At 34.5% G+C, this 14344-nt stretch carries 14 protein-coding genes and 1 tRNA gene; 14 read left to right on the top strand and 1 reads right to left on the bottom strand.

Translation table 11 applies throughout. The features are described 5' to 3' along the window. The first annotated feature begins 2 nt into the window (after window positions 1-2). The 6 genes from BN2390_RS16455 (at window position 3) to BN2390_RS16430 (ending at window position 6791) form a co-directional block, all read left to right on the top strand. The gene (locus BN2390_RS16455) at window positions 3-1352 is read left to right on the top strand and encodes a [Fe-Fe] hydrogenase large subunit C-terminal domain-containing protein (RefSeq protein ID WP_053985398.1); all 1350 of its coding nucleotides are present in this window, start codon (window positions 3-5) and stop codon (window positions 1350-1352) included. Window positions 1353-1444: 92 nt separating this feature from the next. Further along, window positions 1445-2137 (top strand): response regulator transcription factor, encoded by a 693-nt coding sequence (locus BN2390_RS16450; protein ID WP_053985397.1) that lies wholly within the window; start codon window positions 1445-1447, stop codon window positions 2135-2137. 180 nt (window positions 2138-2317) lie between these two features. Then, a complete protein-coding gene (locus BN2390_RS16445) occupies window positions 2318-3331 on the top strand; it encodes an ABC transporter ATP-binding protein (RefSeq protein ID WP_053985396.1) in 1014 nt (337 codons plus the stop codon). Next, window positions 3315-4019: an ABC transporter permease gene (locus BN2390_RS16440; RefSeq protein ID WP_053985395.1), complete on the top strand. Its 705-nt coding sequence runs from the start codon at window positions 3315-3317 to the stop codon at window positions 4017-4019. The genes BN2390_RS16445 and BN2390_RS16440 overlap by 17 nt, the downstream gene beginning before the upstream one ends. An 11-nt stretch (window positions 4020-4030) precedes the next feature. Further along, a complete protein-coding gene (locus BN2390_RS16435) occupies window positions 4031-5455 on the top strand; it encodes a GldG family protein (RefSeq protein WP_053985394.1) in 1425 nt (474 codons plus the stop codon). Between the two features lies 1 nt (window position 5456). Beyond that, window positions 5457-6791 carry a DUF4340 domain-containing protein gene (locus BN2390_RS16430; protein WP_053985393.1) on the top strand — a complete coding sequence of 445 codons (1335 nt, stop codon included), beginning with the start codon at window positions 5457-5459 and terminating at the stop codon, window positions 6789-6791. Between the two features lie 102 nt (window positions 6792-6893). Here BN2390_RS16430 and BN2390_RS16425 read toward each other — a convergent pair. After that, window positions 6894-6966 (bottom strand) — tRNA-Pro (locus BN2390_RS16425). Between the two features lie 282 nt (window positions 6967-7248). Between BN2390_RS16425 and BN2390_RS16420 the strand changes: the two genes are divergently transcribed. The 8 genes from BN2390_RS16420 to BN2390_RS16385 all read left to right on the top strand — a co-directional run bounded on the left by BN2390_RS16420 (window position 7249) and on the right by BN2390_RS16385 (window position 14185). Beyond that, window positions 7249-7920, top strand: a complete 672-nt coding sequence (locus tag BN2390_RS16420; protein ID WP_053985392.1) for an ATP-binding cassette domain-containing protein — start codon at window positions 7249-7251, stop codon at window positions 7918-7920. Next, window positions 7917-8627 (top strand): hypothetical protein, encoded by a 711-nt coding sequence (locus tag BN2390_RS16415; protein WP_053985391.1) that lies wholly within the window; start codon window positions 7917-7919, stop codon window positions 8625-8627. The genes BN2390_RS16420 and BN2390_RS16415 overlap by 4 nt, the downstream gene beginning before the upstream one ends. Then, complete coding sequence (locus BN2390_RS16410; RefSeq protein WP_053985390.1) at window positions 8615-9388, top strand: hypothetical protein; 774 nt, start codon at window positions 8615-8617, stop codon at window positions 9386-9388. Before BN2390_RS16415 ends, BN2390_RS16410 begins: the two co-directional genes overlap by 13 nt. Window positions 9389-9401: 13 nt before the next feature. Beyond that, entirely contained in the window at window positions 9402-10580 is a 1179-nt protein-coding gene (locus BN2390_RS16405; RefSeq protein ID WP_053985389.1) for a hypothetical protein, read from the top strand. Window positions 10581-10591: 11 nt separating this feature from the next. Further along, window positions 10592-11443: an amidohydrolase family protein gene (locus tag BN2390_RS16400; protein ID WP_053985388.1), complete on the top strand. Its 852-nt coding sequence runs from the start codon at window positions 10592-10594 to the stop codon at window positions 11441-11443. Between the two features lie 78 nt (window positions 11444-11521). Further along, window positions 11522-12064 carry a hypothetical protein gene (locus BN2390_RS16395; protein ID WP_053985387.1) on the top strand — a complete coding sequence of 181 codons (543 nt, stop codon included), beginning with the start codon at window positions 11522-11524 and terminating at the stop codon, window positions 12062-12064. Window positions 12065-12142: 78 nt separating this feature from the next. After that, window positions 12143-12814, top strand: a complete 672-nt coding sequence (gene pyrE / locus BN2390_RS16390; protein WP_053985386.1) for an orotate phosphoribosyltransferase — start codon at window positions 12143-12145, stop codon at window positions 12812-12814. Between the two features lie 1149 nt (window positions 12815-13963). Beyond that, entirely contained in the window at window positions 13964-14185 is a 222-nt protein-coding gene (locus BN2390_RS16385; protein WP_154668844.1) for a hypothetical protein, read from the top strand. Window positions 14186-14344 lie beyond the last annotated feature (159 nt).

Raw genomic sequence — 14344 nt, 5'->3', positions numbered from 1 at the left:
TGATGAAAGAAAATTATTATCCACTTTTTAAACGATTAATTGAAGCTTACGCAGAAGGTGATTTTAAGGAAACAGTTGATCAAATGCTTAAAGAAGAGTTTGAAGATGATCAACAAGGAAGAGAAGTTTTGGCTGCATTGTGTGGTATAGATATTAATACGCTAAATCCCGATGCATTTACTTATGAAATAGCAGATGCTATTACTAAAAATCAAGTTTATACAAAAATTGTTCAAAAGGTACATCATTGTGGTGAAGATTGTGAATGTATAGAAGGCCAATCTAAATGCCAAAGTGTATGTCCTTTTTCCGCTATTATGAAAGATCCTGATAGTGGTGATAAATGGATTGATCCTGAGCTTTGTATGAATTGTGGACGTTGTGTAACCGTCTGTGACAAAGGTAATTACATGGATTTGAAACAATTCTTGCCACTTTATGAATTATTAAAAACAGGTGAAAAAGTGATTGCAATAGTAGCACCAGCCATTGCAGGGCAGTTTGGAGAACAAGTGTCTCTCGATCAGCTCAGAGAGGCGTTTATTAAAATAGGTTTTACGGATATGATGGAGGTTGCAGTAGCTGCTGATGTACTAAGTTTGAAAGAAGCATTAGAATTTAGTGAACATGTTAAGACAAAAGATGATTTACTGATTACTTCTTGTTGCTGTCCAATATGGGTAGCAATGCTTAGAAAGGTTTATCAAGATTTAGTGAAGTATGTAAGCCCTTCAGTTTCTCCAATGGTTGCGATGGGAAGAATTATTAAAAAACTTAATCCAGATGCAAAGGTTGTCTTTATAGGCCCTTGTATTGCAAAGAAATCAGAGGCTAAGGAACCAGATATAGCAGATGCAGTAGATTATGTATTAACTTTCCAAGAAGTTGAGGTAATCTTTGACGCCTTTAAAATAGATGTTCATACTTTAGAAGGTGTACCAACCATTGACTATGCATCAAGAGGTGGGAGACTTTATGCACATACAGGTGGTGTTTCACAAGCTGTATATGAAATCGTAGAAGAAATTTTCCCTAAAAAGAAAGAACTTTTTAAAGCGATTCAAATAGATGGTGCTGCTAATTGTAAACAGTTTTTAAATAAATTTGAACAAAGTAATAACGATATTACTTTTGTAGAAGGTATGGGATGTATTGGTGGCTGTGTAGGTGGGCCTAAAGCTATTGTAAATAAAGAAATAGGTAAAGAGGCTGTAGATAAAGTGGCTTATGAATCAGCTATAAAAATACCTGTTCATAGTGAAGTATTAGTAAGGCTTTTTGAACAATTAGACATTCATAGTGTGGAGGATTTAAAAGCTAAATCTAGCTTATTTGAACGTAGTTTTGAATGATAAAGTTAAATTTTGTTAAAAATTGATAACAGTTTAATAATAAATTATTGCTACACTATCCTTAACAGTTTTTCGGTAAGTGAGGGTGGCGTATGCAGAAGAAAATTTATATTGCAGATGATGAACCAAATATCGCAGAGCTTATGTGTTGCTTCCTTGAAAAGGAAGGTTTTGTGGTAGAATGCTTTGAAAGTGGGGAAAGCTTGCTAGAAGTCTTTCAGACTAATCCATGTGACCTAATCATCTTAGACATTATGTTACCGGGAATAGATGGATTAAGTCTTTGTGCACTTTTGCGTCAAACGAGTAGTGTACCTATTATTATGGTTTCAGCTAGGGCAAGTGAATTAGACCGTGTAACAGGGATTACAATAGGAAGTGATGACTATATTGTCAAACCCTTTTCACCGCTTGAGTTGGTAGCGCGTGTTAAAGCATTATTTCGAAGAAACGAGCTTATTCTTGAACAAGGACATCAAAAGAGTGAAGCACTATATTATCGTTCACTTGTTCTAAATACTAAGCTTCGTACAGCTACAATAGGTGATACACCTATTTTGTTGACACCTACAGAATTTGATTTCCTTGCTTTTCTTGTACGTAAACAAGATCAGGCTGTAAGTAAGGCAGAGCTGCTCAAAGAACTTTGGAAAGTTGATTTTGATACAGATACTAGGGCAGCAGATGACTTAGTAAAGCGATTACGCAAAAAGTTAAAAGAGGTAGGGAAAATATCTATTGAAACGGTATGGGGGTTTGGATACCGTATTGGATGGAATGATTAAATGAATGAAAGATAAGGTGCTTTTGCCAAGTTCTAGACTATAGAACCACGGTAAAGGCACCTTTTTTATGTATGATTTGCCACAGTATTGCCACAAAGTTGCCACCTAAATTGGCTAGGAAGAAAGAGATAAACAAGCTATCCTAGAGTAAGCACAAGTATTTGAAGGAGGTTTTGCACAATGCTAGAGGTGTTAGAGGTAACGAAGCAGTATGGAAGAAAAGTTGCAGTTGATCATATTAGTTTTACTGTGAATCAAGGAGAGGTTGTAGGTTTCTTAGGAACTAATGGTGCAGGAAAGTCAACAACAATGAATATGATTACGGGTTATTTATCTTGTACAGAAGGAAAGATTACTGTTAATGGACATGATATACTGCATGAACCAGAAAAAGTAAAAAAGCAAATAGGCTATTTGCCAGAAATTCCACCCCTTTATCAGGATTTAACGGTATGGGAAAGTCTTAATTTTACATATGACTTAAAAAAAGTTAAAGTGAATAAAAAAGCCCATTTAGAAGAGATTTGTGAACTTGTGCAAATCAAAGAAGTAAAGAATAAATTAATCCAAAATTTATCTAAAGGCTATAAGCAACGTGTAGGGCTAGCAAATGCTTTAATAGGTAATCCACCGATTCTTATTTTGGATGAGCCTACAGTAGGACTGGACCCTAAACAAATTATAGAGATTAGAAAGCTAATTAGTGATTTAGCTAAGACAAGAACGGTTATTCTATCTTCACATATTTTGCAAGAAATTGAAGCAGTATGTGATCGGATTATCATTATCAATCAAGGTAAAATTGTGGCAGATGATACACCAGGTCATCTGGTACAAATGAGACAAAATGAAAGACGCTTAACGCTACAGGCTTTAGGAGAGGCAGAAAAAATAAAAGATGTACTTGCTTCTATGGAAGGTGTAGATCACGTAAGCTATGCAAAGACTGAGGATGAAGATATTTATGAATACTATATACAAACTGAAGAGGATGCGGTAAGGAGGAAGGTAAGTGGCATTTTAGCAGAAGCACATATTCCACTTTTAGAACTTCATCACAATAAACCTACATTAGAAGATGTCTTTATGTATTATACAACACCAACCTACGAAAAGCTGGAGGAAATAGACTTTGAAATAATAGAAGATGATGAAGAATATGTAGGAGGTCGTGAAGATGCTAGCAATTTATAAGAGGGATATACGTTCATATTTTGTCACACCGATAGGGTATGTTTTCTTAGCCATATTTTATGCCATTGCAAGTTATTACTTCTTTGGTTATCAATTATATAGTGGAAGTGCAGATTTTAGTTATTTGTTTAATGTACTTTTTTCAATTGTTATTTTTATATCTCCACTTCTTACGATGAAAATGTTTAGTGAGGAGAAAAGGCATAGGACAGACCAGGCTTTAATTACAGCACCTGTAAGTTTAATAGGTATAGTACTTGGAAAGTATTTTGCGACTTTAACAGTCTTTATACTTGCATTAACCATTAACTTTGTTTATTTAGGAATTGTTATGATGAATGGTGCAGTAGAGCTAGGAGTGTTTTTAGGACACTGCCTTGGACTCTTTCTAGTAGGTGCGAGCTTATGCGCAGCTGGCATGTTTGTGTCTGTTTTAACAGAAAGTCAAGTTATTGCAGCAATTGGGACCATTGGTGTTGGGATATTTTTCTTACTGATTGATTCAGTTGGAAATATGTTAGGTGGAAACCTACTTACAGAAATTTGTAACTATTTATCTTTTTATATGCACTATCAAGATTTTGCAACAGGTCTGTTAAATATTGCAGATGTTATTTTCTTCTTATCTATTATAATCTTCTTTAACTTTTTAACCATTAGAGTATTAGAAAAAAGACGTTGGAGCTAGGGGGAAAGATGATGAAATTAACAGCACAAAAAAAGACAGGTCTTGTAAGTACAGCGATTACTATAGTTGTAATCCTATGTTTAGTTGTAACGAATATCGTTGCCTATGTATTAACAGAAAAATATCCAATAACAATTGATCTGACTTCGAATAAAGCCTTTAAACTTAGTCAAGAATCTATTGATTATATCTCTAAATTAGAAAATGAAATAGAAATTACAGTGATGAATAGCCGAAATAGCTTTGCTAGTGGTGGAGAGTATTTTGAACAAGCAATGTCGGTTATTGAGCAGTACGAAAAGTATAATAGTAACATTACCTTGAAATTTGTAGACTTAGTAACAAATCCTACATGGGCTTCTCAATATGGAAACCTGGATGTAGATGTAAATGATATTGTTGTCTCAAGTGGAGAAAATACAGAAAAGCTTACAGTTTATGATATATTTAACGTTCAGCAATCTTGGTATGGTGCAAGTATTACCTCTTCTAATGCAGAAAATGCTATGACTGGAGCTATTATGAATGTAGTAACAGAGGATAAGCCAGTGGTTACTTTCTTAACAGGGCATGAAGAAAGTGAAGATAGTAACTTTGAAAGTATTCTTGAAAAGAACGGCTTTGAAGTGAAACAAATCATGCTACAAACAGAAGATGTACCAGAAGATACAGATATAATTGTATCTGTAGCACCGTTAAGGGATTATACGGAAGAAGATATAGTTAAACTAAATCAATTCATGAGACAAGATACAGAATCTACACCTGTTATCATGTATTTTGCATCTTCAGAACAATCAGATTTACCGGTTCTTGAAGAATGGCTTGCCACATGGGGAATTGGTGTTGGAAATGGATTAGTTGCAGAAACAAATTCAAATAAACTCATCAGTAATAATGCATTCTATGGCGTAGCAGATATTAAAGATTTAAGTTACACCGAGCATATGGCACGTACAGATTTACCAATTGCTTTCCCATTCTCACGTCCGGTTGAGTTACTTTTTAGTACAAATATGGGCTATACAACAAGTGAAGTACTTAGCTATTCTGAGACATCAGGGTTGGTAGATGAAAAGGTACAAAAAATAGAAGACATCGTATTAAGTGGGCCTATTACAGTAGCAGCACAGTCTGTTTATACTAAAGATGATATCCAGGCTAAATTAATTGTTTTTGGGTCAGATATGTTGACTTATGCTGATTTCTTAAATAGTAGTTCACTAATGAATATGGAATACATGCTTTCTTGCTTTAACACCTTAGCACAGAGAGAGAATGTCTTTAATATTGCACCAAAAGTATTAGGTGGTGGGTCATTTACATTGAATCAAGGAAGTCTATTAATGTATACCGTATTACTTGTTATTGTTATACCAGTTGTAGTACTTGCTGTAGGGCTTACTGTATGGGTGAGAAGAAAAAGGAGGCAGTAAGATGAGTAAGCAAATAAAAGGTTTAGTGATTGCACTTGTAGCACTTATGGCATTAGTTATAGGTGGCGTTGTGGTATGGAATATAGAGCCTACTGAACAAGTAGCAGCTGAAACAACAAGTGAGAGTGTGTGGGAAGTAGCAGAAGAAGAGATAAAAAGTATAAAGTTAACAAGTTTAGGTGAGGAGATTGAATTCTTACGTAGTGGTGAAGTACTTCAAGTAAAAGGACTAGAAGATGCACCACGACTTGAAAGTATATATAGTCAATTTACAAGTCAGTGTATGAACATAGATGCGAAGCAAAAGTTAGAATTAGATGAAGGAGCAGGACTTGAACAATATGGATTATCTAATCCATGGTTACAACTTCAAATGATTACAAATGATGATACAATCTATGAGATAAAGATTGGTAATGAAGCGCCTTCTAGTATAGGATACTACGCACTTTTTAATAATCAGGTTTATATTGTGGAAAGGGCAGTAGCTAACAATCTAGAACATACACGCTATGATTTTGTAGATAAACAAATTGTACCCGGGCAGGATTCAGGTGAGCAGTTTGAAACACTTACATTACAAAATGAAGAGCAGGAGCAGATAGAACTTTTATATAGACCAGAAGAAAAAAAAGATGAAGAAATCACGGTTTTAGCGGCTTATGATATGCAAACACCTCTTAAAGCAAGCTTAGACACATATAATGTGACAAGCTGGGCAGATAGCTTGTGGGGGCTTACAGCAAGTGAGATTGCTGTTGTAGATGCCACAGAGGAGGAACAAGCCGGTTATGGATTTGAAAGACCGGTTTCTACGCTCTCTTACACAACAACACAAGGAAAGTCAGATACCCTTACAGTAGCAAGACAAGGTGATGATTTCTATATGATGAATGGTCAGACGAATATTATTTATAAAGTGATGCAGACTTCTTTAAATTGGTTAGAGATTACTCCAGAGACATTAATGCAAAGTGTATTTTTGGATACAAAAGTAGAAGATGTTAAAAAGCTTCAAATAGAAGCAGAAGATGAAAAATTTGTGATTGAACTTGGTGAACAGTTAGATCAAGAAAACTTTGATCGCATTGTAGGAAGCGTATTAGGAATGAGCCCCACATCCGTTGGAGTGGTAGAGACATTTGCATTCCAAAAAGTTGCTACAATCACAATAGATTATATAGATGGAACACAAAGCCAATTAGAACTTATTCCAACAGGAGATGGTGAACTTTATATGGTATTAGATGGGAAATGTAGTTATACAACCAGTGAATGGAGTCTGACTGGGCTTATAAGTTCTTGTCGTGCACTTAATGAAAGTGGAGAGTCTTAAAAGTAGAAAGATGAAAGGCATTGCTTAAGAAGCAATGCCTTTTTTGTATAAGAGTGTAAATAAAAAAGGAAACCGTTATTGATACGGTTTCCTTTTTTTGAATCGGAATGACCAGACTTGAACTGGCGACCTCCCGCCCCCCAGACGGGCGCCCTACCACCTGGGCCACATTCCGGAATAGTGGTGCGGGGGTTGGCATTTTTATATGAGAGTAGATACTGGGTAGGCATCTTTCCCTTTGAAATGTATATTAACATATTTGGCAGAATAATTCAATAATGAAGTTTGAAATTATGATTTAATTAAAAAAATAGCAATAAATTAAACAAGAAAAATATAAAAATATTGTGAAATATGATATTAAAACTATTATAAAATATTAATACAATCTCTATTATATATTCATATGTAAAGAGTAAAATTAAGGAGGCACATAGTATACCAAAGGAGGCAATTTATGGCGCACTATATTAAATTTAACCAAGTAAATAAATCTTTCAAATCAGAACAAGTTTTAAATGACGTAAGTTTTGAACTAGAAAAAGGAAAAATCTATGGATTTGTGGGACGTAATGGTTCTGGAAAGACAGTTATATTTAAACTTATATCAGGACTTATGCGTCCTACATCAGGTGAAATCTTCTTAGAAAATCAAAACATGACACATGCGAAGCAATTTCCAAAGTCAATTGGTGTACTGATTGAAACACCAGGTTTTATTCCTCATTATTCAGGTATGAAAAATTTAAAGATTTTAAATGGACTTTCTAGCTCACCGGCATCTATCGAAACTTTAGAAAAAAGCATGGAACTTGTAGGGCTTGATCCAAAAAACAAAAAGCCAGTACGCACTTATTCTTTAGGAATGCGACAAAAGCTAGGGATAGCTCAAGCCATTATGAATAGTCCAGAGCTCCTTATATTGGACGAGCCTATGAATGGCTTAGATGAAGAGAGTGTAAAGAAAATGCGAGTATTTTTTACTAATTTGAAGAAAGAAAAGAATGTAACAATTCTTTTAGCAAGCCACAATAAAGAAGATATTCAAGTTCTATGTGATGATTTATTTGAAATCTCTAAAGGAACTGTTAAACGTAGCAAACAATCTCAAGAAGAGGTGGTTGTATGAGATGGATGCTAACAGATTTTAAGAGAGGATTAGCTGAGCGGAGTTTTTTGTTTGCACTAGTATTAGGCTGTTTAGGAATGTTAGGAAGCTTAGTGGTATATATTTTACAAAATGAGACCTACACAGCTACAGAAGCATTTAAAGCAAGTCATTCACTAATCGTACCTTTTATTGCACCACTTTTAGCAGCATTACCCTATTCTAATATGACCATGTTAGAAGAGGATTGTGGTTACAAGAAACTTCTTATGCTACGTAATCAGGGAAGAGATTATACCTTGAAAAGATGGTGGGTAAACAATCTAATATCAGGGATTACTTTACTTATTCCAAGTTTATTGCTAATGCTAGCGTGTAGAAGTTTTTCAAGTTATGACTCATATAAAATGATTGGCGAGGTTGTAGTATTAAACTTTGTTTTTGGGGTAGTTTATGGATCACTTGCTTATAGCTTAACTTTTGTGAATCAAAAACGTTATATTCCACTGATTACACCTCAAGTATTATATTTACTCTTTATTTATGCGTTCCCTTATTTAAATTTAGAAAAGTATTTCCCACCACTTGCTTTCTCTCCATGGATTATGCCAAGTGTTGTAGAGGGACAGTTACTTATGATGCAATTAGGGATTACTTTTGCAGTATCATGTATGGTGATTTTAGCTGGAAGCTTATATAGAAAGGGTGTGGCAAAATGGTTACAGTGAAAATGTTGCGCTATAATATCTCAGAAAGTTTCAATGTAGTCAGATGGTGCCTCACTTTAGTGGCTTTTAGCTTTGTAGCTGTTGTCAGCGTGGCAAAGTATATTCAGTTATCTGATATGACGGCCATTACTTTTTCATCATTAGAGACAACTTATCTTATTCTTAATGATACGATGAGTGTGGTGTATATCTACTTACCTTTGTATTTGTTTTTAATGTGTGGCTTGATGTTTGACGATAACTTTGGGGCGTTAGAAGTGATTAAGTGTAAAAGTCGTGGAAAATGGTATTTGTGTAAATGGTTAACCTTGCTCTTCTATACGATTGTCTTTTTCATCTGTTTATTTGGAATGAACTTTTTAATATGTAATCAAGTATTCCCATATAGTACAAGCTGGAGTTCAGATTTCCTACATGTTCAAGTAATGCTTGGACAAAGTGCAAAGAACTTTTTCTATGGGCCTATTGAAACAATAGGGATGTCATTGATATCAGTATTCTTTTTATATGTAGTTGCAGGAATGATGAGTATGTTCTTCTCCATGATTACCAATAAGGAAGCGTATGCATTCTTTATTTCTCTTGTTTTAGGCATTTTAATTAGTGTAGCCTTTGTATATGGTATGAAACTTACAAGTCAGTTAAGCTTTGAAGCTTTTATGTGGCGTAATGGTATGCTGTTTGTAGGCGCATTATTTATTGGTGTACTTGGCCTATGGCATACTTATCAAAAAGACTTTAAATTAGAGAGTAAAATTTAAGGAGGAGGACAAAATGAGAAATTTAATTAAATTAATTGTTATGTGTATCGTTGCAACCTGCTCCTTAAATACTGCAAGTGAAATCATTAATGATATGGTTATTGAAGTCAATAAGAGAGAAAAGACGATTGCAGATGCATTGATTGCACAACAAGTCAAAGAAATGTTTAAAGAAGCAGAAAAAGAAATTGCCAAAGCACAAGAAGAAGCTCAAGTAGAGATTAAAGTAGAGGAAGTGAAGATTAAACCACCTCTTCCACCTAAAGAAGAAAAACCTAAAAAAAAGGAACCTGTAAAAGAAGTAGTACAAGAAGAGGTTAAAGCTGAAACAGAAGAGCCGATAGTAGCTGAAGAAGAGGTAGAAGATGCTGCAACCAATAGTCAAGTTGATATGGCTACATTAGCGACGCTAACAGTAGAAGATATGAACATAATTGGTGAGTACTTAGTGGAGCATTATTTCCTTTTTGGGTATGAGTATTACCAAAATGAAACAGATCCTACGCGTTATGAACGCAAAAAGTTAGCAAGTGATATGGAAGATCAAATTATTGCAAGTATACAAGATGGTTTTGGGTTGCTCAAAGATTTGAAAAGCCTTAATAGACAGACCTTTGTTACCATGCGTGAAAAGGCAACAGAACTGGCTAAAAACTTTAGTGAAAACTTTAAAAATGTAGGCGAAAAGGGAGAAGAATTTACGGCAATTTATGAAAGCGGGAATGCCTTCTTCACTACCTATATTGATACCTTACAAAAAGGTCAAGATACATATGCTATGGTTGAAGAAACTACAAATAAAGCGCTTATACTGCCTATTTTGTTAAAGCAAATGAATGAAAGCCTGTTACCTGGTTTTAAAGAAGTTTTAAATCAAGGCTTTACCTTAAAAGAAAAGACGAATAAAATCTATATTGAAGGTATTGATGCAAGTTTCCTTATTACACCAGAAGAAGTTATGAAGGTGATAGAGAATCCCTATAGCATCTTACCTCCAAAGCCAGAATTAGAACAAAATAGTGGGACTATTATACCAGATACACCACCAACAAAGGATGAAGGCACTGGACAAGAAGGAGCAGGTAATGGAACGACAGAACAAGTTCCAATTCCTGAAATAAGTACGCCTAGTACAAGTACATCTGAGACAAGTGGTCCAACATCAAGTGAAATAGTAGTACCACAAAATTAAGGAGAAAATTAATGAAAATAGATACCCATATTCATATTACTCCGCCTGAACTTATTCGTGATTGGAAAAAAATAGCTGAAAAAGAACCCTACTTCAAATTACTTTCAGAAACACCACATAATAAGTTTGCAACAGCAGAACAAGTAGTTGAACATTTGCAAAGTCATCAGTTTGATAAAGGAGTAGTGTTTGGGTTCTCATTTCAAGATATGGGCCTTTGCAGGTATGTGAATGATTATACAATGGAAATGGTCAAAAAGTATCCAGAAGAATTAATAGGGTTTATGACGTTTAGAGCAGGGCATAAGGATATGATTCAGGAAATTGAGCGTTGTTACAAAGGTGGTCTTAGAGGAATTGGTGAACTATTTCCAGAAGGCCAACATATGGATCTTGAAAATCTCCATAAGACAGAGCTTAAGGAAGCTGCTATAGCGTATCAGCTCCCTATTTTGTTACATGCTAATGAACTTGTAGGACATGATTATGCAGGCAAAACAAGTATAGCACTTAAGAGTATTGAGAACTTTATTAGACATCATCAAGAAATTCCTATTATTCTTGCGCATTTTGGAGGTGGTTTAATCTTTTATGAACTCATGAAAGAACTTAAAGAAGCCTTTAAAAATGTGTATTATGATACAGCAGCAGGTGTATTTTTATATGACAGAGCTATCTATAAAGTCATAAGAGAAATAGGAATATTAGAAAAAGTCTTTTTTGGAACAGATTATCCACTTTTGCCAATCTCACGGTATGAGCCTAGTCTTGCTGATTTGACAAAAGAAGAGAAAGAACAGGTGATGGGACAAAATGCACAAAAATTATTTGAAAAATGTGGCATATTAAAATGGAAAAAATAGGAAAAGTTCTTGTGGAATATTATACATGCGTTTAATATGTAATATATGTGTAATATTTTTTTAGGGGGGCGTCCAAATATGCTTAAAGAAGTACTTGGATTTTGGCAAAAGCAGTTTATTGAATGGAAGACAGAATTTTTTAGTGAGCCAACACCGCAAAATAATCCTTTTGCATTTGAACACGAAGAAGTTTTACAGGTTGCAAGTAGCTATTTAATGAGTTACATGGAAGAGGAGATAGATAAAGTCTTATATGAAAGACAGGCATTGATTTTTACTAATAATAGTAAAATGCCATTTAAGCGTGAAGATGAAGAAAAAGTCATTCATTTAAAAGCGTTACTTCATTTTATAGAAACCCACCTAGAGATGACTTTAGATGAATATGAAGTAGCCTATTTGACTTATATTTTTTATAATGATGTAGAAGAAGCAATTATGCATTCTATTTTATACCACACCCTGTTTAATACAATTCCTTATACCGAATGGAATATGTATATTGTTTTTGAAAAGTTAGGAACATTGTTGCAAGCAGGACAAGAAATTTTTATATCAGATTTACAAGAACTTTATGCTGCCTATAGTTGTAAAAAAATATGGCAGTATCATATGGGCTAAGGAATTTTTTGTAGTAAAAGCTAATATTTCATGCTATGATAAGTAGGACAAACCTATTTAAGAGCGGAGGCAACATAGATGAGTTACAAAAAAGAATTTATTGAATTTATGGTACGTTCTGGAGTACTTACTTTTGGAGATTTTACAACAAAAAGTGGACGTAAAACACCTTACTTTGTAAACACAGGAAACTATAAAACAGGTTACCAAGCTGCAAAACTTGGTGAGTTTTATGCAAAATGTATCCAAGAAAATATTAAAGAAGATGTGAATGCACTTTTTGGACCAGCTTATAAAGGTATTCCATTATCTGTAGCAACAGCAATTGCCCTTAATAACGAACATAATAAAGACGTAAACTACTGCTTCAACCGTAAAGAAGCAAAAGACCATGGTGAAGGTGGTACAATGGTAGGGTACAAACTTCAAGATGGTGACAAAGTACTTATTATTGAAGATGTTATTACAGCAGGGACAGCTATTCGTGAATGTTTCCCAATCTTAAAAGCAGCGGCAAATGTAGAACTTGCAGGATTAATCATCTCTGTTGACCGTATGGAAAGAGGACAATCTAATCGTACAGCAATTCAAGAGATTGAAGAAGAATTTGGTATTAAAACATACCCAATTGTAACAGTAAGAGAAATCATTGAAACACTTCACAACGTAGAAATTGATGGAAAAGTTGTAATTGATGATGAGATGCGTGCACGTATGGAAGCATACCTTGCTGAATACTGCGTAAAATAATTAATGATTTGAAAGACTTTTATAGAAGCTAAGCTTTTATAAAAGTCTTTTTTTGTTCTATAGAAATACTATAGTAAGGAAGAAACAGCAACTAAAATAAATATTTGGTTAAGTGTGAGGGCATGTAAGCAAGCTTATTGTATTCCAACTTCTAGTCCTCGCCTTTTAAGAGAGGCTAAGTTCATTCCATTAAACTAACGGTCAAAACTCAGAAAAGAAGTGCACTTTTCTTCAGACATTTCCCTAAAACCAGTTTGATTCCATTCTCTAAGCCTCTCTAAAAAGTCTGCGGAGAAAGTTTCCATACAATAACTCACCTTACAGCCCATCACATTATAGACCCTTCCGGTAGAGAGACAGCTAAACTACATAATCCATTTTCTAAACATCCTTCATGTGAAAGTGCCTAATCATTTCCGAGTTTAGATCAAAAGTACTATTAATTCTACAAAGTGTATCTTACTTAACTCAGTAACAAAAGATATTGAGACATGCAAGGCTTCACAGTAGCTTTGCTAACGCTCACCTTTTAGGATAGGTTGAGCTCAGGAACAAACTAGAAAGAAACCTTATCAAATACTTGGAAGTTTTCTTTCCAAAGAAGAGATGTTTTCTCTTCTTTCCTCTCCAGGGCGTGTCACTAGAAGTGAAAACTTACCTAACTGAGTAGAAGAGGGCGGTGATGCGTGGGTGACCTCCATGGAGCTTTTTTCGAGGATGGACTTAGAATATAAGCTACATGCAGTTTAGTAATCTCTCCGCCGGCGCAGTCCACAAAGTGAGGGAGGCATATTCGTAAACTTGATTCAGTGAGCTGGCTAGGTGCGTTCTCCGGAATCTGCCTACGTAGCTTTCAGATAAGAAATGTTCGAAATAAAAAAATAATGATTTTAGGTGTGCTGTTTGAGCGTAGCGAGTTCACACCGTTATTATTTTTGAATGAGTTACATTTCTCTGAAAGCGGAGTGTAGCAGGTGGAGGAGAATCCACCTAGCCAACTCACGTAAGTAGACTAAATATAAGCACCCCCTCACTTAAACAAATATTTATTTTACTAATTCGTGAGTATCTGTAAGTAACTTCCAAATATATAGCTGTATAGTTTATTTCATATTTGAAATATGATACGGTTATGTAAGTGGGAGGTGAATGAGAGTGGTCAAAGTGCACAATGCAAAAGGAGCATATGATTGTACAGGTATTATATGTGAAAACGATGTAAGACTGGTTTTCTATAGTTATGGAGTTGTGATGAATACAATTAATATTAAGGATTTTAAAGAAGCAAATAGAATGCAAGGTGAGTTTAGTCATTTTGTTACTGATACATTAAGACAATTTGCTGATGGAAAAGATATTTCTTTAGTATAAAATCAAGTATACATAGGGGGAAGACATTTACTTAAAAGTAGATGTCTTTTTTTATAAAAATGCATTGGTATACTACATATAAAAATATGTTTGTGCTTTATGTTATACTAAATTGAAGAGTGAATTGAACCTAAAAGCTTAAAAATTATACTTCAATAA

Source organism: Niameybacter massiliensis (assembly GCF_001282685.1).
In the GTDB taxonomy this organism is placed as follows: domain Bacteria; phylum Bacillota; class Clostridia; order Lachnospirales; family Cellulosilyticaceae; genus Holtiella; species Holtiella tumoricola.
Note: the sequence above shows the minus strand (reverse complement) of the source record. Positions and strands in the feature narration are given on the sequence as shown.